Consider the following 23,401-nt stretch of genomic DNA (forward strand, 5'->3'; position numbering starts at 1 on the left):
CTCACACGAGACCGGCACAGCGTCGGCTCCGCTCATCAGGGGCCAAGGGAGAGCACATGTTCGAGAGATTCACCGACCGGGCCCGTCGTGTTGTCGTCCTCGCTCAAGAAGAAGCGAAGATGCTCAACCACAACTACATCGGCACCGAGCACATCCTCCTCGGCCTCATCCACGAGGGCGAGGGCGTCGCCGCCAAGGCGCTGGAGTCGCTGGGCATCTCGCTCGACGCCGTGCGCGAGCAGGTCCAGGACATCATCGGGCAGGGCCAGCAGCAGCCGACCGGGCACATCCCGTTCACGCCGCGCGCCAAGAAGGTGCTCGAGCTGTCCCTGCGCGAGGCGCTGCAGCTCGGCCACAACTACATCGGCACGGAGCACATCCTGCTCGGCCTGATCCGCGAGGGCGAGGGTGTCGCAGCCCAGGTCCTCGTGAAGCTCGGCGCCGACCTGAACCGGGTGCGCCAGCAGGTCATCCAGCTCCTGTCCGGTTACCAGGGCAAGGAAGCGGTCGCCGTCGGCGGCGAGCAGCAGCAGAACGCGCAGCAGGGTTCGCAGGTCCTCGACCAGTTCGGTCGGAACCTCACCCAGGCCGCGCGTGACGGCAAGCTCGACCCCGTCATCGGGCGCGAGAAGGAGATGGAGCGGGTCATGCAGATCCTCTCCCGCCGCTCCAAGAACAACCCCGTCCTGATCGGTGAGCCCGGCGTCGGCAAGACCGCCGTGGTCGAGGGCCTCGCCCAGGCGATCGTCAAGGGCGACGTGCCCGAGACACTGAAGGACAAGCAGCTCTACTCGCTCGACCTCGGATCGCTCATCGCCGGGTCCCGCTACCGTGGTGACTTCGAGGAGCGCCTGAAGAAGGTCACGAAGGAGATCCGCACCCGCGGCGACATCATCGTCTTCATCGACGAGATCCACACGCTCGTCGGTGCCGGTGCAGCCGAGGGCGCTATCGACGCGGCCTCGATCCTCAAGCCGCTCCTCGCCCGCGGTGAGCTCCAGACCATCGGTGCCACCACGCTCGACGAGTACCGCAAGCACTTCGAGAAGGACGCCGCACTCGAGCGTCGCTTCCAGCCGGTGCAGGTCAACGAGCCGTCGCTGCCCCACGCAATCAACATCCTCAAGGGTCTGCGCGACAAGTACGAGGCGTTCCACAAGGTGTCCATCACCGACGGTGCGATCGTCGCCGCGGCGAACCTGGCGGACCGCTACGTGCAGGACCGCTTCCTGCCGGACAAGGCCATCGACCTGATCGACGAGGCCGGCGCTCGCCTGCGTCTGTCGATCCTGTCGGCGCCGCCGGAGCTCCGCGAGTTCGACGAGAAGATCTCGACGGTCCGCGGGTCGAAGGAAGCCGCCATCGAGGAGCAGGACTTCGAGAAGGCCGCGAGCCTGCGCGACGAGGAGAAGAAGCTCCTCGGCGAGCGTCTCCGCCTCGAGAAGCAGTGGCGTGCGGGCGACGTCGCCGCGTCCGGCACCGTCGACGAGGGCATCATCGCCGAGGTCCTGGCCCAGGCCACGGGCATCCCGGTGTTCAAGCTCACCGAAGAGGAGACCTCGCGTCTCGTCTTCATGGAGAAGGCACTGCACGAGCGCGTCATCGGTCAGGAAGAGGCCATCTCGGCCCTGTCCAAGACCATCCGGCGTACCCGTGCCGGCCTGAAGGACCCGAACCGTCCCTCCGGCTCGTTCATCTTCGCCGGCCCCACCGGCGTCGGGAAGACCGAGCTCGCCAAGGCCCTCGCCGAGTTCCTGTTCGACGACGAGGGTGCGCTGATCTCCCTCGACATGTCGGAGTTCGGTGAGAAGCACACCGTGTCCCGCCTGTTCGGTGCCCCTCCCGGGTTCGTCGGGTTCGAGGAGGGCGGCCAGCTCACCGAGAAGGTGCGCCGCAAGCCGTTCTCCGTGGTCCTGTTCGACGAGATCGAGAAGGCCCACCCGGACATCTTCAACTCGCTGCTGCAGGTGCTCGAGGAAGGCCGTCTCACCGACGGTCAGGGCCGCGTGGTCGACTTCAAGAACACCGTCATCATCATGACCACGAACCTCGGTTCGCAGGGCATCGCCGGTGGCCCGGTGGGCTTCCAGGTCGAGGGTGACTCGGCCGTCGGCTACGACCGCATGCGCGGCAAGGTCAACGAGGAGCTCAAGAAGCACTTCAAGCCCGAGTTCCTGAACCGTGTCGACGACACGATCGTGTTCCCGCAGCTGTCGCAGCCCGAGCTGCTGCAGATCGTGGACCTGTTCGTGAAGCGTCTGGCCGACCGCCTGCTCGACCGTGACATGACCGTCGAGCTCACGCTGCCGGCCAAGGAGCAGCTCATCAAGGTCGGGTTCGACCCGTCCCTCGGTGCACGGCCCCTGCGTCGCGCGATGCAGCACGAGGTCGAGGACCAGCTGTCCGAGCACATCCTGCAGGGTGAGCTCAACGCCGGTGACCACGTGAAGGTCGACTTCGTCGACGGTGCGTTCCACTTCGAGACCGGGCGTCAGCCGGGCCGCGAAGAGGTCCTCGCCGGTGCAGCCGCGGTCGAGGCCGCGACCGACACGCCCCAGGGCGAGATCGAGTCCTAGGACCTGACACCCCACGGACAGGAGGCTCGGTGCCAGCTGGCACCGGGCCTCCTGTCCGTTCTCGGGTCGCGTTCAGATCCCGCATCGCCGATCTGCGCGTCCTTCCGGCCACGGACCCCCGTCCGGGGGTACTGTGATGACAACGCGCGAGACGTTCCCCCCAACTCCTCGCGCGTCGCGCTCGATCGGTTCCCCCCAACGGATCGAGACGCAGCCGGCCCCGGTCTGTTCGCAGACCGGGGCCGTTGCACGTCCGGGGGGGTGGTGCCGATCCGTGCGGACGGGTGTCCGCGGCGTCAGGCGGCGTCGGGCAGCTGTGCGGCGAAGTCGCGGACGGCGCGCTCCCAGCGCTCCGGGTCCTCATTCCACTCGAGCGTGTGCGGCGCCGTGCGGAACGCGACCGTGGTGGCGCCCTGCCGCGCGGCGACGTCGTCGGCCGCGACCAGGGCATCGGCCTCGGAGTGGATCAGCAGCGTCGGCGTCGACGAGTCCTGCCACGTGGTCGTCGTCACGGGGGTCGGGGCCCCGGCGAGCCGTGACAGCACGTTCGTGGTCGCGATGCGGGCGGCGACCGTGCCGACGAACGCGGGCAGGTGCGCGCCGCGGACGGCCCCGCGGAGCGCCGAGGCGACGTCGAGCAGGGGTGAGACCGCCACGATGCCGTCGACGTCGACGCGTGCGGCGGCGACGGAGCAGGCGAGCGCGCCGGCGGACCAGCCCTGCAGCACGACGCGCTGAGCACCACGGGCTCGGGCGGCGCGGACGGCGGCGACGATGCGGTCCGCTGCACCGGCGTCGAGGGAGCGGAGCGGCAGGTCGGTGGTGTCGACGACCTCGGACGAGGCGCCGAGCGAACGCCAGACCCCGACACCGCGCAGGACCTGGCGCGGGCCGAGGGACTGCCCGTGCACGTGGACCACGTGGGTCGTGGCGCCCTCGGGCTCGGTGCCGGGCACGTTGTCCGGTCCGTCGTACCGCAGGGCGTCCCAGGCCCACTCACCGGTCGCCACGGGGGCGGTGACGCTGCGGCGCACGGTGTCACCGTCGCTGCCGGCACCGGTCTCCGTGCTCGCGGTGGTGATCGCGCCGACCTGCACCCGGGTGTCGTCGCGCTGCAGGTCGTAGGTGCCCGGCAGGCGGGTGTCGCGGGTGGCGGTCAGCTCGACCTCGGTGTCGGTGGCGCTGCGGACCGTGGCGGTCGCCGTGTACGGCGTCGGGAACAGCAGCCGTCGTGCGACGAAGGCGCCGAGTCCGAGCGTGCCGACCGCTCCTGCCGCGGTGCCGAGTGCCGTGATGCGTGCGCCGGTCATGTGATCTCCCTGAGTCGTGCCGTGGTGAGCGTCGCAGCGGCCGGAACGTCCTGCCCGGCCTCACGCGCGCGGTCTTCGATCTCGACGGACAGTCGGTGCTGTCGACTCCGCCACTGGCGACGCTGCCACACGATCGTGAAGTAGAGCCCGGTGTTGCCCGATGCCGTCTCGAGCCGCCGGAGTTCCGGTTCGAGCACGTGGAACCGGCGTCGGGCGGCCCGCCAGTCGCGGAACTCCCGTGCGGCGTCGGGCAGGACGCCACCGGCCGCGCCGATCGCGAGCAGGACCATCGAGCCGAGGAACACCGGGGTGTAGAGCTTCGACAGGACCCCGACCGCACTGTCCGCGCCGGCGACGTGCACGGCGTCGAGGGCGATCGCGATGCCGGCGAGCAGCACGAGGCCGGCGGCACCGACGACGAAGAGCCAGTACAGGCGGCCGAGCCCGTCGCCGCTCCGGAATCCGCGCAGCACGGCGACGGCCGACCGGGCGATCACGATGGCGATGTAGGTCATCTCGACCGCCGAGTAGAGCGCGGTCGGTAGCTGGTCGCCGTAGGCCACCATGAACTGCGCCGTGGGCATCGGTGCGTCGATGAAGCTGAACAGCATGACGAGGGCGACGAGCACGAGTACGCAGCCGATGATGCGGCTGGCGCGCAGGAGCTTGGCGGAGCGCGCGGCGGCCTCGACCGACTGCGCGAGGGCGAACATGCCGCACACCATCAGGCAGCGGCCGATCAGGTCGGCGATGTTGGGCACGTGCGTCACACCGGCGAGGAACGTCGTGACGTCGGGCTGGTTGATCGTGAGTCCGACGGCGACGCAGCTGCAGCAGACCATCAGCCAGGTGACGCTGGCCGACTGGGTGCGCACCAGGAGCAGCCGGGCGACCAGCACCGCCAGGATCAGCCAGACCGGGATCGACCCCCAGACGTGCAACGTCACAGCGTCACCGGAAGATCCCGGGCTGGCCCTCGGGGTCGAGCAGCCCGATCCGCAGCGCGAGCTGGTCGGCGACCAGCTCGACGGCCTGCTCGTGCGGGGTGTCCAACGACCGTGTGAACGCCGTCCGGCCGCTGAGCAGCCCCGTGTACGCCTGGTGGTCGCAGCCGGTGTCGTCCATGAACACGTGGGCGAGCTCGTGCAGCACGCACGCCACCCGGGAGCGCTCGGACAGCCCGGGGCGGGTCTCGAGCAGGGCGTGGTCGGTGCGCTGGATGAGCCGCGCGGACAGGTCGCCCGGCAGCTCCGTGGTGCGCACGTGGATCGGCTTGCCGAGCGCCGCCTCGGCGCGGGAGGTCAGCTCCGGCAGGGACAGCCGACGGGGGAGCCCGAGGCGCTGCACGCGGCGACGGGCCTCGGTCTGCCGACGCAGGGCGTCGAAGCGGTCGCGGTACCCGCTCACGGGGTGCCGCCCGATTCGTCCAGGCGACGCAGGTGGTCGGTGAAGTCGCGGATCTCGTCCGCCGAGGCGAACTCGCCCAGACGCCGGGTGGCGAACGCGACGACCTCGCGCTTGCGGAGTTCGAGCACGAGCTCCAGCTGCGCCTGCACCCGCTCCGGCACGTCGGTGTTGCCGGCCGCGTCGGTCAGGTACTCCGCCGGGACGCCGAAGTAGGTCGCCAGGGCCGCCAGGAGTCGTTGGTCGCGGACGGCCGGACCGTTGCCGCCGAGCATGTAGCCCCAGCGCGGTCGACTCATCGACGCACCCTGCGCCTCGATCTCGGCGGCGATCTCCTTGTACGGGGGTCGCTGGCCCGAGTTGGCCTCGACGACGTCCATCAGGAGCTGCAGTTTGCGCGACAGTTCCCGACGGTGTGCGTCGTCGTCGTTGTACTCGATCACGTGTCCCCACTCTCACATCTGTCTCAGACATGATAAAACTGATCCAGCGCGTCGGCCAGTGTCACCACTCTGCCAGGCTCGCGCTCGCTCGTCAGGTCGGCATTTCGATGGGGGGATGCCGAACGGGGGACGAACGAACGGGAGGCGCGGTGCCAGCTGGCACCGCGCCTCCCGTCCGTCGTGTGGTGCGGACTACGCCTGCACGTCGCCGCGCCAGCCCGGCTGGGTCGGTGCGTTCTCGACGCGCTCCTTGTAGTTCTGCAGGTCCTTCTTGACGGCGTGGCCGCCGACGCCCACGGCGGAGCCGAGCTTCTCGAGGATGCCGGAGGGCTCCCAGTCGATCTGCACGGTGACGCGGGTCTCGGCGTCGGAGAGCTTGTGGAAGGTGACGACACCGGCGTGGTCGGTCTCGCCGTCCTTCACGGTCCAGGCGACACGCTCGTCGGGGTGCTGCTCCGTGATGAGAGCCCGGAACTCGCGCTCCTGGCCGGCGATCTTCACGGTCCAGTCGGTGGTCTTGTCGTCCACCTGGACGATCTTCTCGACCTCGTCGAGGAAGTGCGGGAACTCCTCGAAGCGGGTCCACTGGTCGTAGGCCTGGCGGACGGGGACGTTGACGTCGACGGTTTCGATGATCTGAGGCATGCACCGGACGGTAGGCCGATCGACCTGGGCGGCACTCAGCAGGGCTGTCCCCCTGCGACCCCGGTAGTGTGAGGCGGATGACAGAGCACGGCAAGCACGCGTTCCACGTGCGCGACGACCACGGGATCCTCGTGCGTCCGGCGCTCGCCTCGGACGTCCCGCACATCCAGCGGCTCATCGCCCCCTACGTCGACCGGCGCATCCTGCTCGGCAAGGAGAACGTCGCCCTGTACGGCTCGATCCAGCAGTTCCGGATCGCCGAAGGGCCCGACGGCACCCCGATCGGGTGCGGCGCGCTCGCCGTCTTCTGGGACGACATCGCCGAGGTGCGCACGCTCGCCCTCGACGAGCAGTGGATCCACAAGCGCGTCGGGCACCGGATGCTCGAAGCGCTCGAGCACGACGCCCGTGAACTCGGCGTCGCCCGGATCTTCTGCCTGACCTTCGAGGTCGACTTCTTCGCGAAGCACGGGTACCTGGAGATCGGCGAGAGCGTCGTCTCACCGGACGTCTACGCCGAACTGGTCCGCTCGTCGGACGAAGGGGTCGCCGAGTTCCTCGACCTCGCACGGGTCAAGCCGAACACCCTCGGCAACACCCGCATGCTGAAGAACCTCTGACGCTTTCCCGTGCCGCCCGGCGGGGTGGCCGGGTGCGGCACGCGCCGTTGTCTACCCTGTGCGCATGTCGTCGTTGCGTCACCCCGTCGGGCCCGAGAAGCCGGTCGTCTACTGGCGCCGCCGGGCGCTCGTGCTCGGGGCGCTGCTGGTCGTCGTCCTGGTGGTGGTGCTCATCGTCGTCGGGCGGGGGAGCGGGGCCACGTCGGCGGCGCCGAGTGCGTCGGCCTCTGCTGGTGCAGGGTCTGCTGCCGGTGCATCGTCCGACGGGTCTGCGGCCGGTTCCGGGTCCTCGCGGTCTGCTGCGCCGAAGCCGTCGGCTTCCGCCTCGGCTTCTGCGTCGAAGCCCGCTGACGCCGACGGCTCGACCTGCACGAAGGACCAGATCGTCCTGACCCCGGTGCTCGACAAGTCGGCCTACGGCCCCACCGAGGACCCGAAGATCGCGATGTCGATCAAGAACTCCGGCACGAACTCCTGCCACCTGGACCTCGGATCGGCGCAGCAGGTGCTGACGATCAGCTCCGGCCAGGAGCAGTACTGGTCGTCGAAGGACTGCCAGACCGGCGGCACGAACCAGGACGTCACGATCAAGTCCGGTCAGACGCTCACGACCCCGGCGATCGCCTGGGACCGGACCCGCTCGTCCACGTCGACGTGTGACTCGTCACGGCCGGCGGTCACCGCGGGAGGCGCGAGCTACCACCTGCAGGTCGCCGTCGGGAACCTCGAGTCGAAGACCTCGGTGCAGTTCATCCTGCAGTAGGCGGCGGCGGCGGGTTCGCGGTACGCGGTTCCGATCCGTTCCGCACAACCGAAGTGCATTCGCGCCAGGCGCTCGCGTGGTTCGGCGTGGCTTTGGTTGTGCGAGATGCCGAGCAGGGCGCCGGGAACAGCAACAGGCCCCGTCGTCCGAAGACGACGGGGCCTGTTCAAGCTGATGTGATCAGCCGAGGACGGTGATGTTCTCCGCCTGCGGGCCCTTGCGGCCCTCGGTGATGTCGAACTCCACCTTCTGGTTCTCCTCGAGCGACTTGTAGCCGTTGCCAGCAATCGCAGAGAAGTGCGCGAAGACGTCAGCGCTGCCGTCGTCCGGGGCGATGAAGCCGAAGCCCTTTTCGTTGTTGAACCACTTGACGGTACCGGTAGATGCCATGATGGCGTTTCCTTAGCTTTCTTGCTTCCGCCAAGGTGCAGATGCACCGACGGAGACCCCGACGTACGTCGACGGGGGTAATGCGCCACGCGGGCAGGTGCCGGCGGGACGGGTTCGGGGCCAGGCCTGTCGGCCAGTGACCCTGGGGCCCGGGTTGAGGGGCAAACCACCTCGCCCGGACGTTGAGCGCCGCCGAAGCGGTTCCATCAGGCTAGCGTGCTCTGGGCCGACTGGCTACCCGTGCGTCACGGAACGACGAAAATCTGGTGGAATTGAGCTGATGGCAGACAAGGAACAGCGCTTCCGGAGCGAACAGCTCGAGGAAGCCCTCGCGAAGCAGGACGTCGCTGCGGTGGCGTTCGCGCTCCGCCACGACATCGTGATCGTCCCCCGACTCGTCACCGGCAAGAAGGACATGCAGGTGCGGGTGTTCGGCCGTGAGGGGTCGGACAAGCGCATCCTGCTGCTGTTCTCGTCGGCGGACGCCTACACGGCGATGGTGCCGGACGAGAAGATCCGGCAGGTCATGGTCTACGACGGGCCGCGGCTCGAGGAGTTCCTGGCCGCCCACCTCGACATGCTCGAGGGCGTTTTCTTCGACATCGCCGGCCCGCACACCATGCAGGCCGCGCCGGCGGACCTGCTGGCCGCTTTGCGCGCGTAGCGCCTCAGAACGCGCGGTCGAGCTCGCGTTCGCGCGGCGACTGCGTCATCGAGAACGCCACACGCAGGGCCTCGCGCAGGTGCCCGGAGTCCGAGCCGAGCACCGTCGTGAACCCGAGGCGGGTGGCCTCGTTCACGCGCTGCTTCGTGCCCGTGGCCGGACGGATCTCGCCGGCGAGGCTGATCTCGCCGACGGCTGCGAGCGTGTGCGGGTACGGACGGTCTCGTGCGGCGCTCGCGAGCGCCAGTGCGATCGCCAGGTCGGCGCCGGGCTCCGTGAGCTTCATGCCGCCCACCGTGGACACGTAGACGTCGGCATCGGACAGCTTGAGGCCGGCGCGGCGTTCGAGCACCGCGAGCAGCATCGCCACGCGTGAGGCGTCGACACCGTTCACGACCCGGCGTGGCTGCGGCGCCGAGCTCGGGACGATGAGGGCCTGCACCTCGACCGGCAGCGCTCGGCGCCCCTCGAGTGCGACGGTGACGCACGTGCCGGACACCGGGGTGGCGTTCTTCGACATGAAGAGGCCGCTCGGGTCGGGGACCTCGTGGATGCCGTCGCCACCCATGTCGAAGCACCCGACCTCGTCGGTGGGGCCGAAGCGGTTCTTGAGCGCCCGGACGAAGCGCAGCGCGGTCTGCCGGTCGCCCTCGAAGTGGCAGACGACGTCGACCAGGTGCTCCAGGAGCCGCGGGCCGGCGATCGTGCCGTCCTTCGTGACGTGGCCGACGATGAGGACGGGCAGGGCGCGGTCCTTCGCGATGCGGATCAGGGTCGAGGCGACCTCGCGCACCTGGGACGTGCCGCCCGCGATGCCGTCGATCGAGCTCGACGAGATGGTCTGCACGGAGTCGGCGATCAGCAGGTCGGGCTGGACCTGGTCGATCTGGCCGATGATGACGCCGAGGTCGACCTCGCTCGCCAGGTACAGGTCGTCGTGCATCGCCCCGGTGCGTTCGGCACGGAGTCGGACCTGGTCGACGGACTCTTCGGCGCTGACGTAGAGGACGCGCTTGCCCGAGGCTGCGGCTCGGGAGGCGACCTCGAGCAGCAGGGTCGACTTGCCGACGCCGGGCTCGCCGCTCAGCAGGACCGCGGCACCCGGCACCACGCCGCCGCCGAGGACGCGGTCGAACTCGCCGATGCCGGTCTGCCAGCGCTGCACGGAGGTGCCGCGGGCTTCGGTGATCGGTCGCGCGGCCCGGGCGCCGGTGACGGCGACCGCCGACGTGCCGCGGGTGCTCGCCGACGCCGCAGAACTGTCTTCGACGGTGCCCCAGGTCTGGCACTCACCGCACCGGCCGACCCACTTGATGCTGGTCCAGCCGCACTCGGTGCAACGGTAGAGGGACTGCGGGCGCGCCATGTCGTCGAGGCTAGGCCGTACGGCCGACATCACCGGCGTCGTCGCCCGGCTCGTCTGGTCCGCTTCGTCCGTCCGACCGGTCTCGTTCGTCGGGCACCGCGATCGACCCGGTCATCCGGTGGCGCAGGCGCTCGACCGGCCCCGGACCCTGGCGCGAGGCATGGTCGAGCGCTTCGGCGCCGTCGGTGTCCTGCTCGGCGCGGGCGTTCGCCACGGCCCCGGCTTCACGACCGAGGTTCTCGGCCTCGCGCACGGACAGGTAGTGCCGGATCGCCGCCACGGTGTCGACGCGCGCGTCGACCGCGGGCTCGAACGCGCTCGCCCAGATCTCGTAACCGCGGTCGTTCGGGTGGAACAGGTCGCCGTAGCTGTTGAAGAAGGTGCGGCGGAGCCCGACCCGCTTCGTGATGGTGTGCAGCGGCGCCACCGTCAGCCCGAACTCGTCGGCCACCCGGTGCACGATCTCGTTCGCCACCGCCACCTTGCGCTCCCGGTCCGGCACGAACATGCACGGCAGCTCGGCCACCACGGCGTGCGACGGCACCGCGCCGTAGATCGCCCGGATGTTCCGCTCGAACTTGTCCGGATCGAAGTCGGCGATGTCGTTCGCCCCGATCGACACCGTGCAGACGTCGGGCGCGTAGTGCCGGAGCTTCGGCAGCTGATCACGCTTCGCGCCCCACGTGGTCGAGCCGGAGACGCTGAGGTTCACCACGCGCACCGACATGTGGGAACGGTGCCGGATGCGCCGTGCGAGCAGCCCCACGTAGCCACGCCCGGGTGCGGTCGCACCGACGCCCTGCGCTGCCGAGTCACCGATCGCCACGTAGAGCAGCTGCCCCTCGTGCTGCTGTCGTTCCCGCCACCAGTCGGCGTGGATCGGGAGCATGTCGACGACCCGTTGCGCCGCTGCCCGTTGGCCCTTCACGCCGGCGCGGGCGCCGACGGCTGCGGCACCGACGACGCCGAGGCTGCCGACGACGGAGGTGAGGAGTGCGATGAGCGTGCGGGATCTCATGCCGTGGACGGTACGCCCGCCGGTCTTGCCGGAGACGAGGAGGACCTGTGGGTGTGGGGAGAGCCCTGCAGGTGACCGCCTGTGGAGGGGGAGCCGACCCGGGGTGTCATCACGGGCCTCCCGGATCGTGTAAACTCTTTCCCGGTACCGTGTCCGAGCGGCCGAAGGATCATGTCTCGAAAACATGTGTGGGGGCAACTCCACCGTGGGTTCAAATCCCACCGGTACCGCCAACGCAAAGAGCCCCAGATTCCCGTAAAGACGGGCATCTGGGGCTCTTTCGCTTTGCCCCGGCTCCTGTGCCGGTAACCAGGCGGTAACGGAGCTTCTCGTGGCAGGTGTGAGTATCCGCGTCATCGGACCGCTCCAGAGCTCAGCTGATCGCGAGGAACGACCCGTCCGGTGCCGGCCCATACGCCGCCGAGCTGGCGCTCGAGGTTGGCCACCCTGGTCGCGCCCGAGGAGCAGGGTGCGGGTCTTATGCGAGGAGGGCCGTCGTGGCCCGTGCTGTGGGGCGTTTCGAGATGATGGTGCCTCACGGAAGGATGGCCGCATGAAGGACGAGGCATGGATCGACGAGCCCTTGGGGCGCGGAGCGCGTGACATCCCACTCGAGGAGATGATCGTGCGGCACATGCGCGGCCTGTTCCTCGAGGAGCGACCCGCCGTCGCGAACGCTGCGCTGACATCGATCATCGCGCGCGTCGGGGACGAGCACCGAGCGGACGCCGAGCGCGTCCTGGCGCCCGCGCTCCGAGGCGAGCACACCCTGTTCGCCGCGGTTCCTGGTCCGAACTTCGCTCCGGACCTCGTGCTGGTGCGATCGGACACCAAGGAGGCCGTCGCGGCCTTCGAGTGGAAGGTTGGGGCCAACGGCAACCGCACGTTCCGGATGACGGTCGACAATCTGCCCCGCGCACGCGGCGAGGCTGCTGCTGCGATCCACCTCGCGAATGACGCCGACCCGCGTCGGTCTCGGAAGCAGGGCTCGGACCAGGTTGACCACGACGCCGTGCCTCAGCTCGACGCGTACCTTGCCTGGGAGTGGTGGAGCACCAACGACGACTTCACGATCGACCCGGAGAGCGTGCTCTGGGTGTACGTCGATCTGAAGGGTCGTCGCCCCGAAGACGTTGACGTCGCGCTGGTCAGCGCCGGCTCGTGGGCGCTTCTCGACCCGCTGCACTTCCTACGCGACCTCTACCGTGCGAGCATCCGGTTCGAGGATCCCGAGGATCGGGATGCGATCGCCGTGCTCGGATGGAGCCTCTGGGCCCGCGGCCGCCTGATCAGCAAGTCTGTGCGAGACACCGACACCCCTGAGGACTGGGTGGCGGAGTTCGACAAGGAGGTCTCCGCGGAGTCGCATGAGCTCAACCAGATGCAGATCAAGGAAGTGCTCGGCATCATCCGTGAGGAGCGCGAGCTCTTCGGTCAATTCCGCAGCGCAGTCGACGTGCTCGAACGCGTCTGGGATGAATCGGGCAGCCCGACCGAGGGACCGATCTTCCACGAACTGAACAACAATGCCGAGCTCCTGGACGACGTCGTCGGCCGACTGCTGAGCGCCCTGGCGACTCTGCACTTCGAGAAGCGCCTAGCGGAGATCTCTGTTCCGAGCTGCGCAGTAGGGCTCTATAACGTCGAAAGGTTCTCCGTCACTGATGGGGTCGCTCTTGGACCGGGGCACTGGCCGGATCACGGCATCGAGCCGTCCGGGGACACCTCGGAGTACCACGACATCGCCGCGCAGTGGGGGCGGGGCCCGGGGCGTGGGACCCCGGGGGGCCGCGACGGCGTCACCCTCCGACCGGTCATCGACTTCGGCTGATCCCCTTCACCTAGTACGTGACGAAGCCCCGCAACGCGATCAGGTGCGGGGCTCCGTTGGTCCGGCGCGCCCGACGACCGACCGACGAACGAGTCAGCATCACCGAGAGGGTCGCTGCAGCTCCTTCGTCGCCTGGACCGCCGCGTTGAAGAGCAGGGTGAAGGCGATTCCGAGTGTGAAGATCGCGCTGCCGAGAATCGTCAGCCCGGACGGATCGCCTGACGCGTTCGGCTGCAGGACACCGAGCACGAAGGTGGCGGCTCCGAAAAGTGCGCCGGAACCCGTCCACTAACCGTGCTCGTCGGCCGAAGGCGTAGCGCTTCTCCGGAGTGCTTAGGTTCGCGCGCCATTCGATGCCGGCGAAGAACTCGTCGGTAGCCCTCATCTCCGCTCTGTGTCGGTGCACGTAACTGACCCCTGCGCCGAAAAGTTGCGTTAAGTGCCATTACCGTCGGTGTGAGTCGCACCCCTTGAAGTGACCTGATGCTGCGTCTGTCTGCGGATGCACGCAGCCGCTGAGGCAGTCGATCTCTGCGAGAATCGCGCCATGACAGATCCTCGGCAGTCGGGCCGGCGCATCGGGTGGCATCTCCACCCGTGGCGCCTGGACACCTACCGGTACTGGACGGGTCGGCGATGGCTCAAGGACGGCGAGGCTGCGCCGGAAGCCCGACCGGTCGTGAAGCGGAAGCAGCTGCTGCCGTTGGGGAGCGCAATCTTGCTGCCCATGCCGACGCTCGCTGTGCTCGGCGGCATCATCGGCGCGGTGAAAGTCGGCACGGCCATCGGACCGACCGCGAACTGCACGATGGCGATGGAACAAGCCGAGCGGCAAGCTTCGGACGCGGACTACAACGCGGACTTCTACGTCGAGCGGAGCCTCGACATGTGCCGGGACGCCGATGACTGGAATAAGGCGTTCGCGAAGCACCCGAGCCTCCTCGGCATGACGCGCGCCACCGGCGATCAGGACCTCGAGATCGCCTGCGGTGTGTTCCCGGACACGGCGGTTTGCGAGTCCCGGCGATGACGACGACCCAGGATGCCGGCCATGACTTCACCAGCAGCGGCGGACGGGCATCCACAGCTCGGCTCCGTGCACAAGAACGGTGACCGCCGGTTCGGCATCGCCGGGCTCCACTCGAGCGTCCTCGCCGGCCGAGGAACGCCGATGCTGTCGAGCCTGTACCACTCGACGGTCACCGAGCACATCGGATCAGTCCGCGTCGGCGACGAGCTCCACGTCGAGTGGCGAGGGACCCACTGGTGGGCGACGTCGGACGAAGGCACCGTCGGCCGGCTCTCCTGGTCGAAGGGGCTTCGCGAACAGACGGCCTTCGTCCCGGACGGGCCCAGCCCCTACGACTTCGACGACGGGACGCTGTACGTGCACCACGTCACGGTGAACACCGCCGGCGAGGTCGTCGACTGCGGCGGGTACGTCGTTCCGGACAACTACGAGCCGTCGGACTGGCCGATGACGCCGATCCCGGACCCTGCGGAGCGCGAGCTGACCATCACGATCGGCGCGCCGGCGCCCATGACTCGGCCCGTGCCGGCGGCGGGGGAGTCACCACCCCAGGCGAGTAGCGAGACCACTACGCGCTCCGGCTGGCTTCGGCGGCTGCGCGGGCGCGGCTGAGAGGGAGAGCAACCGATGACGACGTACACACCGAGAGAGCTGGCAGTCGAGCTCGGCTACACGAACGAGTCTCGTCCGGGGCGGGCCGTGCGGGCCTACCTGCGGGAGCGTTACCCGGAGCACACCGGATTCTGGGTACTCGACGAGGCGCAGGCCGACGACGTGCGCGCGAACGTGCCGCGGTCGTCGTGACGGGCGTCAGGCTCCGCGGAGCCTGGTGATGCGCTCCCGGATGCGGGTGTCGAGATCCTCGAACTCGTCGAGCACGTCTATCGCGGCAAACGCGCGCCCGCGGACTCGCTCGGTGACGGCTTCGACGACATGCGCCTCCTCGAGGGCCTGCACGCCGCGGTAGACGCTTCGCTCCGGGACGTCCCTGAGCTCGTCAACGAGCTGCTCGATGGTGAACACCGGCAGCGACAGCAGGACCGGCAGGATCTGGTCGGCGGCGCTGCCAGCGCGCGGGGATGCCTGCTCGCGCCAGGCATCCTCGTACTGCGCGAAGGCGCGCGCCGTGCCGCGGGCCTCTCGGGCCGCCGTTTCGACGCAGAGCGCCAGGTCAGTGACGATCGGCTCCGCGTCACCGGTGCGGTACGCGCCGAGGAGCGAGAAGTAGTGCGTCGTGTCCGCGGCGAGGGCGCTGGCGACCGGAAGCACCGTGTGCGGGGTCACGCCTCGGCGGCGCAGGATCGCGCCGATGAGCGCTCTGCCGATGCGGCCGTTGCCGTCGGTGAACGGGTGGATGCTCTCAAACTGGGCGTGCGCGATCGCTGCCTGAGTGACCGGCTCGACGTCGTCACGGTTGGCGAACGCGAGCAGGTCCTCAAGGAGCGCCGGGACCTCCTCCGGCGGAGGCGGGACGTAGAGCGCGCCACGGGGCGAGTGCTGGGACCCGCCGATCCAGTTCTGCACATCGCGGATGCGGCCGGCGTAGGGGCGCTCGGCGACGTCCGGGTCGTCCTGCATAAGCGCCTTGTGTGCGGCGAGGATCTCGTCGAGCGTGATCGTCGTGCCCGAGGCGTCGATGAGCTTCGTGATCGCAGCGCCAGCGGCCACCATCGACATGGCGGAGGCGTTCTCCTTCAACCCGCCGATGGCGCGCGCGAACGCGACCGGAGACGCCTCGAGGTGCTCGATGCGGCTGGAGGCCACCGACTCCATGCGGATGAGGAAACCGGCGAGGGGGTTGAGCACGCCGTCGGCCACGCGCTCGAGGTCGGCAGCTTCGTCGCGTGCGCGGAACAGCTCCCGCTCGGCGATGACGGGCACGTCGAGATCAGCGACGCGGGGCGGGATGGACGCGGTCACCTCGGTGAGCATGCGGTCGTCGCGTGTGCCGCGGCGGCTCGTGCTCGTCCACGGGACGACGCGCTTCGTGTGTGCTGGCCAGTTCGTCATCGCGCACCCTTCCCGTCAATGGCCATGTCGATAGTGTCACTTATTCTGCAAATGTGGCAATAGCGACGAGGTTGCCGCCATGGAGGGCGCGGCTCGCGGTGCGTCGAATCAGGCGGGCGGGAAGTGCGCTGCGATCGTGGCCGCGACCGCGGTGACGTCGACCTGACCATCGAGCGAGGCAAGCTGCTTCGCGGGCCTCTTCGGCCAGCAGACCTCGATGCCACGGGTGGCGAACGAGCCGCCGAAGAGCGGCCAGTCCGCGTCGACGAAGCAGAGCGCGCCGTGCACGCTGACCGGGTCGACGACCTCGTGCACGAGTGCCGCCTGGCGGAGGACGCTGTCGACGAGCTTCGTGCGGTCGCCGCCGACGATGAGCTTCTCGATGCGCGGCCGGAACAGCCCGCCCTCGACCTGCAGCACGGGCCGCTTGCCGCAGTATCGCTTCGCGTCGATGACCCAAACGCCGGCGCGAGTGATCACGATGTGGTCGATGTTCGCTCGCGTCCTGGGGATGCGACGGTCGTGGAGCACGACGATTTCCTCGGAGGCGATTGCCTCAAGCGCCTGGCCGACGACAGCCTCGCCGGCTGCCCCGGACTTCCATGCGACGGTGCTCTGCCGCTCACTCGAGAGCGCGACGGCGATCTTGCCGATGCGACCCTCGCCCCACGTCTCGCGGATCTTCGTTTCGTCGCGTGCCCTCGGCGGTCGTAATCGCGCTGCGCGGATGCGCCGGCGCCGGTGGTGTCGTTCGTCCCCATGGCATTCATCCAGCCAGACCGGTTGTCCGGGTGCGAGCCCCAGTGCGAGGCGCGAGAGCCCGCTGACGGCGTACCGGTTGTACCGGTACCGGACTACGCCCCACTGTTTGGCTGCGCGGCTCTTAAGCACAAGAACGTGCACGGTTGTGCATCGATGGCTCGGGAGCCCGACGGAACCGCCGCGCGGCCGCTCACTGAGAACTTGAGTCTCATCACGAGCTTGTGCACCGTCATTTCGGCCGAGCGCCGCCATTCGGCGCGATTTTTCGGGCTGCACTCCCGCCCAGCGACGTGCACAACCTCGCGACGGGCTTGTGCGCGATGGTGTATCCACTGCGCAGCGGCTCGTCTAAGCGACGCGGTCCCGTCGTCCGGCTTCCTCGCGCCTCGACGGCGTCGCGCCGCGCGTGAGTGCATGGCTCAAGATCGCTCTGTGTCTGCTCGCTCGAGCTGACGCAGCCTCTTTGCAAACTTCCCCGGAACGTTGAGGCTCCGATGCACTCCTGTTCTCCAAACGAATAGGTCGTGCTTGCGCCATTCGCGCATGACGTAGAGCCGGAAGTAGCTCCTGGCGTGGTAGTGGTCTCGCGAGTTCACGCCTTCCGGGCGCAGTGACGGAACTCCGTTCCTCTCCGGTAAGAGATGTATGAACAGCTCATTGAACGTCGGTCCGTGACCCCGTTGCTTCGTGTGCACCTCGATGAAGAGGGCTGCGGCCCGTGCCCACTCCCGCGAACGGTCGGGCGCAAGTAGGTCTTCAATTACTTAGGCCCAGCTCGCTGGAGGCGGAGCTTGTCGGCTTGGCCACCATGCCTCGCGGCGCTCAGTCATCGTCGACATCTAGACCTGCAAGTTTCAGCGCAGAGCCGTACGCCTCGATCTGTGCGATGGAGACGAGTTCAACCCACCCGAGGATGTTGTCTTGTTCCTCGCGGCTGAGATCCTCCCAGTGCCTGTGATCGAACCACGGCGACACGCTCAGTCGTGTCACGACGGTGCGAGCGGTCTCCCGGATCAGGATCTGACGAAAGGCGTCTGCCTGGGTCCTCCAGTCGGAATTCGTGGGGGTCTCGTTCACGAGGCGTCATCGATTCCTACGCAGGAGTGGCGATGAGCTGAGAGGAGTGTGAGTTGGGCGGCCCTTACCACGATGCCGTTAGCGGTCATCGATAGAGCCCCGCGCTGATGAGGTCGAGTACCTCACAAGGGGCGCCGCCGTCCTCGAGCCAAGCCGCAGGGGTCTTCATGCCCTCATCGATCAGGTCCTCCTGACGTGTGGTGAAAAAGCGACCGATCGAAAGCGGATGCCACCGCTCGAGGAGCTCAGGCAGCAGTTCGGCCAGGTGTGGCAGGAGATGACCGACTGGCCTGGTTGTGAATTGCCAAGTCGGGATACGTCTTTCGCCGCTGATCTCGACCATCAAGAGCTCGCCTCGTTCCGCGGCACTGACGATGTCTTGAGGCGTCCGATGCAGAAACGCGGACGCTGAGTCCAGCGATACCGTCTCCCAGGCGCTCGAGAGCCAACCGCCCGACTCGACTAGCGGTAGTGCACCCTGCGCAAGCTCGTCTTCGGCAGCAGCCACGTCTTCGGCTGTCATCACCCCAGCCTCTACGAGACTCATGCTGTGTTCAGATTGGGCTGCTTGCGGAAGCACGGGCGGCATGCTCTTGATCAGCGTCGTGAGGCCGCGAACAAGGTAGTCGCCTTCAGCTCCCAGAGCCCGGAAGGCAAGTAGCAGTTGCTCCTCCACTGCGGTCGTGGTCAGTGCGTTCTTTTGCCCCGGGCGTGGGCCGTCCTCGGTGCTGTTCGGAATGCTCATTCTAGCAACGCTACATACCTGCGACTCCGGTTGTCGGCGCCGATTACGAGTCAAGATGTCGAATTTGCTCGTTTACCAGACTAAGAATGGGAGTGTAACAATCCGGCATCGGTTCGAGCAGGTCCGAGGGGGTGCGGACGGATCGATTCCCGGCCTCGTTTCGACGGACTCAGAACTTGTCGCCACCCCGGCTCACACGTCTCGGCGACGACGCCCGTGTCTCTCGATTCGACCAAACATCTTGTTGCCGTGCTGACAGTTCTGCGGCGGTCCCGTGTCGCTTTCGTTCACGGCGACAAACTGTGTGACAGTTCGAGGTGCTCCGGCAGCACGAGGCAGGCGGGTGGTGCGTGGTTCAGCCCTTGTCGGTGCTTGACTGCCGAACGACGAGCTCCGGAGTGAACTCGACCCGCTGAAGGTCGATGTCCTGTCCGTGCTCGACCTGCGCCACGAGCAGCTCGATGGCACGGCGGCCGATGTCCTGCGCTGGCTGCCGAACCGAGGTGAGCGGGACAACTGCGGCCTCGGCGAAGGCGATGTCGTCGTAGCCGACGATCGCGATGTCCTCCGGAATTGCGATCGTCCCACGCATTACGAATGCTTGCTCAAGGCCGACTGCGAGGAGGTCGTTGGCCGCGAAGGCGGCGTCCGGCCGCTGGTCGACTGGGCGTTCAAGCAGCGCTTCACCGACGCGGCGCCCCTCGAGTACGGACAGCGACCGGGTCGCGAGGACCTCGAGCTTGATGCCTGCCTCGCATGCCGCAGCGCGAGCACCCGTGAGCCGGTCGGAGACCTGCCGGATACTCAACGGGCCGCCGATGAACGCGATATGCCTGCGGCCGATAGCCGCGAGGTGCTCGACGGCTATCCTCCCCCCGGCGACATCGTCGACCGATACGGACGCGAAGTGCTCTTCGTCGGCACGACGGTCGACCAGGACCACGGCCGTGCCCTGGTCGCGAAGGCGGGCCAGACGCGACAGGTCCTCTCCCGCTGGGGAGATGAGCAGCCCGGCGACTCGGCGTTCCTCGAACAGGTCGACGTACGTCCGCTCGCGGTCCGCGGATTCGTCTGAGTTGCCGATCAGGACGGCGAGGCCCGCGGCCGCCGCCGCGTCTTCGGCGCCGCGGGCAACGTCCGTGAAGAAGGGGTTGCCGCCGTCGAGGACGACGAAGCCAACGGTTGAACTTCGACCGGCTCGGAGCTGACGGGCCGAGTCGTTCCGGACGAAGCCGAGTTCCTCGATCGCGGACTGCACGCGCTCCACGGTGCTCGGTGCGACTTTGTCGGGCCGGTTCAGCACATTTGAAACCGTGCCAAGCGACACACCTGCGCGCGCTGCGACTTCCCGCACGCTCACTGCCATGACGCCATCCTGGCATTGCTCTAGCTCCGTCGTGCACGCACGGACCCGCTGACGTCTTGTAGTTCCGTCGGTAACGCCACTATGTTTGAAACGATTCAATCTCACGAGGAAGTGACACGATGACATCGACCCCGAGCTTCGCCGGCATCGCCGACCAGCTGGCACGACAGCAGATCGAGCTGCCCAGCTGGGCCTTCGGCAACTCCGGCACCCGCTTCAAAGTGTTCAGCACGCCGGGCACCCCGCGCGACCCCTACGAGAAGATCGCCGACGCCGCCCAGGTGCACCAGTACACCGGCCTGGCCCCCACCGTCGCGCTGCACATCCCCTGGGACCTGGTCGACGACTTCGCCGACCTCAAGCGCCACGCCGAGGAGCACGGGGTCTCGCTCGGCACCGTCAACTCGAACACGTTCCAGGACGACGACTTCAAGTTCGGCGCCCTGACCCACGTCGACGAGACGATCCGGCAGAAGGCGATCGACCACCACCTGCGCTGCATCGACGTGATGGACGCCACCGGCAGCCGCGACCTGAAGATATGGCTCGCCGAGGGCTCGAACTACCCGGGGCAGGAGGACATGCGCTCCCGCCAGGACCGCCTGCACGAGTCGCTCTCGACGATCTACGACCACCTCGGTGCCGACCAGCGGCTCGTGCTCGAGTACAAGTTCTTCGAGCCGTCGTTCTACCACACGGACGTCCCCGACTGGGGCACGAGCTACGTGCAGACGGCGGCACTCGGGCCGAAGGCGATGGTCTGCCTGGACACCGGGCACCACGCCCCCGGGACGAACATCGAGTTCATCGTGATGCAGCTCCTGCGCCTCGGGAAGCTCGGTTCCTTCGACTTCAATTCGCGCTTCTACGCCGACGACGACCTGATCGTCGGCGCAGCGGACCCGTTCCAGCTGTTCCGGATCCTGGTCGAGGTGATCCGTGGCGGCGGCTACGACAACCCCGACGTCGCGTTCATGCTCGACCAGTGCCACAACGTCGAGGACAAGATCCCCGGCCAGATCCGCTCGGTGCTCAACGTGCAGGAGATGACGGCCCGCGCGCTTCTCCTCGACCGCGTCGCACTGACCGCCGCACAGGAGGCGCACGACGTCCTCGGCGCGAACGAGGTCTTCATGGACGCGTACCAGGCCGACGTCCGGAAGGACCTGGCCGAGTGGCGCGAGTCCCGCGGGCTGCCGGCGAACCCGATGCGCGCCTACCTGGAGTCCGGGTACCAGCAGTCGATCGCGGCGGACCGTGTCGGCGGCGTCCAGGCCGGCTGGGGCGCGTAGGAACATGACGAACACAGTGGAGGCACGGGTGGACCCCGAGGCGCACGGCAAGGACGCAGACACCACGATCAGGGCGCTGGTCGCGCGCTCGAACGCGCTCGGCTCGGATCCGCGGATCACGAACTACGCGGGCGGGAACACCTCCGCCAAGGGAACAGACACCGACCCCGTCACGGGCGAGCCGGTCGAGCTGCTCTGGGTGAAGGGCTCCGGGGGCGACCTCGGCACCCTTACCCCGGCGGGCCTCGCGGTCCTGCGCGTCGATCGCGTCCGTGCCCTCCAGGACGTCTACCCCGGGGTGGAGCGCGAGGACGAGATGGTCGCCGCCTTCGACTACACGCTGCACGGCAAGGGCGGAGCAGCGCCGTCGATCGACACCGCGATGCACGCCCTCGTCGACGCCGCGCACGTCGACCACCTGCACCCCGACGCCGGCATCGCGATCGCCACCGCGGCGGACGGTCCGGCCCTGACCGAGTGGATCTTCGGCGACCGGGTCGTCTGGGTGCCCTGGCGCCGGCCCGGGTTCCAGCTCGGGCTCGACATCGCAGGCGTCAAGCGTGACCACCCGCAGGCGATCGGCACGATCCTCGGCGGCCACGGCATCACCGCGTGGGGGGACACGAGCGACGAGGCCGAGGCGAACTCGCGCTGGATCATCGACACCGCCGAGCGGTACCTCGCGGAGCACGGCAAGGCGGACCCGTTCGGCAGCGTCCAAGCGGGGTTCGAAGCACTGCCGACCGACGAGCGTCGCGCACGCGCCGCCGCCCTCGCCCCGACGATCCGAGGCATCGCCGGGCACGACAAGCCGGTCGTCGGGCACTTCACCGACAGCGACGTCGTGCTCGACTTCCTCGCGAGCGAGCGCGCCGAAGAACTCGCGGCGCTCGGCACCAGCTGCCCTGACCACTTCCTGCGCACCAAGGTCAAGCCGCTCATCCTCGACCTGCCGGCCTCGGCGAGTGCCGACGAGCAGACCGCGCGCCTGCACGAACTGCACGAACAGTACCGCGTCGACTACCAGGCGTACTACGACCGCCACGCCACCGCGGACAGCCCGGCCATCCGCGGTGCCGACCCGCTCATCGTGCTCGTCCCGGGCGTCGGCATGTTCTCCTACGGCAAGGACGCCCAGACCGCCCGGGTCGCGGGGGAGTTCTACGTCAACGCGATCAACGTCATGCGCGGCGCCGAAGCCCTGAGCACCTACGCCCCCATCGACGAGGCCGAGAAGTTCCGCATCGAGTATTGGGCGCTCGAAGAGGCGAAGCTCCAGCGCATGCCGAAGCCCAAGCAGCTGGTGACCCGCATCGCGCTGGTCACCGGTGCGGCGAGCGGCATCGGCAAGGCAATCGCGAAGCGCCTCGCCGCCGAAGGTGCCGCCGTCGTCATCGCCGACCTCGACCTCACCAAGGCGCAGGAAGCGGCAGCAGAGATCGGCGGCCCGGACCAGGCCATCGGTGTCGTCGCGAATGTGACGAGCGCGGACGCCATCGACCAGGCGATCCAGGCGGCACTGCTGCACTTCGGCGGTCTCGACCTCGTCGTCAACAACGCCGGGCTCTCGCTGAGCAAGAGCCTCCTCGAGACCACCGAACAGGACTGGGACCTGCAGCACGACGTCATGGCGAAGGGGTCGTTCCTGGTGTCGAAGGCGGCTGCGAAGGTCTTCATCGAGCAGGGCCTCGGCGGAGACATCGTCTACATCTCCTCGAAGAACTCCGTCTTCGCCGGGCCGAACAACATCGCCTACTCCGCCACGAAGGCCGACCAGGCGCACCAGGTCCGGCTCCTCGCGGCTGAGCTCGGCGAACACGGCGTCCGCGTCAACGGCATCAACCCCGACGGGGTCGTCCGTGGCTCGGGCATCTTCGCGAGCGGCTGGGGTGCGAACCGGGCGAAGACCTACGGGATCGACGAGCAGGACCTCGGCAAGTTCTACGCCCAGCGCACGATCCTCAAGCGCGAGGTCGTGCCCGAGAACGTCGCCAACGCCGTCTACGCCATCTGCACCGCGGACTTCTCCCACACGACGGGTCTGCACGTGCCGGTGGACGCCGGTGTCGCCGCGGCCTTCCTGAGGTAG

Annotated in this window: 23 protein-coding genes and 1 tRNA gene; 11 read left to right on the forward strand and 13 right to left on the reverse strand. The window is 68.4% G+C overall.

The window, feature by feature from the left end; all coding sequences use genetic code 11:
* Positions 1 to 56: 56 nt before the first annotated feature.
* Entirely contained in the window at positions 57 to 2,576 is a 2,520-nt protein-coding gene (locus BR70_RS0117260) for an ATP-dependent Clp protease ATP-binding subunit (protein WP_027467068.1), read from the forward strand.
* Between the two features lie 296 nt (positions 2,577 to 2,872).
* Here BR70_RS0117260 and BR70_RS0117265 read toward each other — a convergent pair whose 3' ends face one another.
* From BR70_RS0117265 to BR70_RS0117285, 5 genes are all read right to left on the reverse strand, one after another.
* Positions 2,873 to 3,886, reverse strand: a complete 1,014-nt coding sequence (locus tag BR70_RS0117265) for a hypothetical protein (RefSeq protein WP_027467069.1) — start codon at positions 3,884 to 3,886, stop codon at positions 2,873 to 2,875.
* Positions 3,883 to 4,833: a hypothetical protein gene (locus BR70_RS0117270; protein WP_027467070.1), complete on the reverse strand. Its 951-nt coding sequence runs from the start codon at positions 4,831 to 4,833 to the stop codon at positions 3,883 to 3,885. Before BR70_RS0117270 ends, BR70_RS0117265 begins: the two co-directional genes overlap by 4 nt.
* Positions 4,834 to 4,837: 4 nt before the next feature.
* Positions 4,838 to 5,293 (reverse strand): hypothetical protein, encoded by a 456-nt coding sequence (locus tag BR70_RS0117275; protein WP_027467071.1) that lies wholly within the window; start codon positions 5,291 to 5,293, stop codon positions 4,838 to 4,840.
* Positions 5,290 to 5,733 (reverse strand): hypothetical protein, encoded by a 444-nt coding sequence (locus BR70_RS21605; RefSeq protein WP_035809351.1) that lies wholly within the window; start codon positions 5,731 to 5,733, stop codon positions 5,290 to 5,292. The genes BR70_RS0117275 and BR70_RS21605 overlap by 4 nt, the downstream gene beginning before the upstream one ends.
* 192 nt (positions 5,734 to 5,925) lie before the next feature.
* Positions 5,926 to 6,378: an SRPBCC family protein gene (locus tag BR70_RS0117285; protein ID WP_027467072.1), complete on the reverse strand. Its 453-nt coding sequence runs from the start codon at positions 6,376 to 6,378 to the stop codon at positions 5,926 to 5,928.
* 77 nt (positions 6,379 to 6,455) lie between these two features.
* Here BR70_RS0117285 and BR70_RS0117290 point away from each other — a divergent pair, with 77 nt between their 5' ends.
* Complete coding sequence (locus BR70_RS0117290) at positions 6,456 to 6,998, forward strand: amino-acid N-acetyltransferase (protein WP_051597059.1); 543 nt, start codon at positions 6,456 to 6,458, stop codon at positions 6,996 to 6,998.
* A 64-nt stretch (positions 6,999 to 7,062) separates the two neighbouring features.
* Positions 7,063 to 7,761, forward strand: coding sequence for a hypothetical protein (locus tag BR70_RS0117295; protein WP_027467074.1), 699 nt, complete (start codon positions 7,063 to 7,065; stop codon positions 7,759 to 7,761).
* Positions 7,762 to 7,941: 180 nt separating this feature from the next.
* Here the strand turns inward: BR70_RS0117295 and cspE are convergent, their stop codons facing one another.
* The gene (gene cspE, locus BR70_RS0117300) at positions 7,942 to 8,151 is read right to left on the reverse strand and encodes a transcription antiterminator/RNA stability regulator CspE (protein ID WP_017887662.1); all 210 of its coding nucleotides are present in this window, start codon (positions 8,149 to 8,151) and stop codon (positions 7,942 to 7,944) included.
* A 280-nt stretch (positions 8,152 to 8,431) separates the two neighbouring features.
* On the opposite strand from cspE, the gene BR70_RS0117305 reads away from it, so the two are divergent.
* The gene (locus BR70_RS0117305; RefSeq protein WP_017887661.1) at positions 8,432 to 8,815 is read left to right on the forward strand and encodes an SseB family protein; all 384 of its coding nucleotides are present in this window, start codon (positions 8,432 to 8,434) and stop codon (positions 8,813 to 8,815) included.
* A gap of 4 nt (positions 8,816 to 8,819) precedes the next feature.
* On the opposite strand, the gene radA is transcribed toward BR70_RS0117305, so the two are convergent.
* On the reverse strand, positions 8,820 to 10,181 hold the full coding sequence (gene radA / locus BR70_RS0117310) for a DNA repair protein RadA (RefSeq protein ID WP_027467076.1): 1,362 nt from the start codon (positions 10,179 to 10,181) through the stop codon (positions 8,820 to 8,822).
* A 10-nt stretch (positions 10,182 to 10,191) separates the two neighbouring features.
* Positions 10,192 to 11,199 carry an SGNH/GDSL hydrolase family protein gene (locus tag BR70_RS21610; protein WP_081827433.1) on the reverse strand — a complete coding sequence of 336 codons (1,008 nt, stop codon included), beginning with the start codon at positions 11,197 to 11,199 and terminating at the stop codon, positions 10,192 to 10,194.
* 143 nt (positions 11,200 to 11,342) lie between these two features.
* Here BR70_RS21610 and BR70_RS0117320 point away from each other — a divergent pair.
* The 5 genes from BR70_RS0117320 to BR70_RS23425 all read left to right on the forward strand — a co-directional run bounded on the left by BR70_RS0117320 (position 11,343) and on the right by BR70_RS23425 (position 14,864).
* Positions 11,343 to 11,432 (forward strand) — tRNA-Ser (locus BR70_RS0117320).
* A gap of 401 nt (positions 11,433 to 11,833) precedes the next feature.
* A complete protein-coding gene (locus BR70_RS0117325; RefSeq protein ID WP_155896922.1) occupies positions 11,834 to 13,030 on the forward strand; it encodes a hypothetical protein in 1,197 nt (398 codons plus the stop codon).
* Between the two features lie 727 nt (positions 13,031 to 13,757).
* Positions 13,758 to 14,060: a hypothetical protein gene (locus BR70_RS23665; protein ID WP_197019665.1), complete on the forward strand. Its 303-nt coding sequence runs from the start codon at positions 13,758 to 13,760 to the stop codon at positions 14,058 to 14,060.
* A gap of 21 nt (positions 14,061 to 14,081) precedes the next feature.
* On the forward strand, positions 14,082 to 14,672 hold the full coding sequence (locus BR70_RS0117345; protein WP_155896924.1) for a hypothetical protein: 591 nt from the start codon (positions 14,082 to 14,084) through the stop codon (positions 14,670 to 14,672).
* Between the two features lie 15 nt (positions 14,673 to 14,687).
* The gene (locus BR70_RS23425; RefSeq protein ID WP_155896925.1) at positions 14,688 to 14,864 is read left to right on the forward strand and encodes a hypothetical protein; all 177 of its coding nucleotides are present in this window, start codon (positions 14,688 to 14,690) and stop codon (positions 14,862 to 14,864) included.
* A gap of 6 nt (positions 14,865 to 14,870) precedes the next feature.
* Here the strand turns inward: BR70_RS23425 and BR70_RS0117355 are convergent, their stop codons facing one another.
* The 5 genes from BR70_RS0117355 to BR70_RS0117375 all read right to left on the reverse strand — a co-directional run bounded on the left by BR70_RS0117355 (position 14,871) and on the right by BR70_RS0117375 (position 20,020).
* Positions 14,871 to 16,070, reverse strand: coding sequence for a Fic family protein (locus BR70_RS0117355; RefSeq protein ID WP_027467080.1), 1,200 nt, complete (start codon positions 16,068 to 16,070; stop codon positions 14,871 to 14,873).
* Positions 16,071 to 16,178: 108 nt separating this feature from the next.
* The gene (locus BR70_RS22960; RefSeq protein ID WP_081827434.1) at positions 16,179 to 17,084 is read right to left on the reverse strand and encodes a nuclease-related domain-containing protein; all 906 of its coding nucleotides are present in this window, start codon (positions 17,082 to 17,084) and stop codon (positions 16,179 to 16,181) included.
* Positions 17,085 to 17,654: 570 nt separating this feature from the next.
* Positions 17,655 to 17,909, reverse strand: a complete 255-nt coding sequence (locus BR70_RS0117365) for a hypothetical protein (protein WP_027467081.1) — start codon at positions 17,907 to 17,909, stop codon at positions 17,655 to 17,657.
* A gap of 85 nt (positions 17,910 to 17,994) precedes the next feature.
* Entirely contained in the window at positions 17,995 to 18,654 is a 660-nt protein-coding gene (locus BR70_RS0117370; protein ID WP_155896926.1) for a hypothetical protein, read from the reverse strand.
* 355 nt (positions 18,655 to 19,009) lie between these two features.
* Positions 19,010 to 20,020: a LacI family DNA-binding transcriptional regulator gene (locus tag BR70_RS0117375; RefSeq protein ID WP_027467083.1), complete on the reverse strand. Its 1,011-nt coding sequence runs from the start codon at positions 20,018 to 20,020 to the stop codon at positions 19,010 to 19,012.
* A gap of 119 nt (positions 20,021 to 20,139) precedes the next feature.
* Between BR70_RS0117375 and rhaI the strand changes: the two genes are divergently transcribed.
* On the forward strand, positions 20,140 to 21,312 hold the full coding sequence (gene rhaI, locus BR70_RS0117380; RefSeq protein WP_051597061.1) for an L-rhamnose isomerase: 1,173 nt from the start codon (positions 20,140 to 20,142) through the stop codon (positions 21,310 to 21,312).
* Between the two features lie 4 nt (positions 21,313 to 21,316).
* Positions 21,317 to 23,401 carry a bifunctional rhamnulose-1-phosphate aldolase/short-chain dehydrogenase gene (locus BR70_RS0117385; protein WP_081827435.1) on the forward strand — a complete coding sequence of 695 codons (2,085 nt, stop codon included), beginning with the start codon at positions 21,317 to 21,319 and terminating at the stop codon, positions 23,399 to 23,401.

Origin of the sequence: Curtobacterium sp. UNCCL17, assembly GCF_000686685.1 — a bacterium.
Classification (GTDB): Bacteria; Actinomycetota; Actinomycetes; order Actinomycetales; family Microbacteriaceae; genus Curtobacterium; species Curtobacterium flaccumfaciens.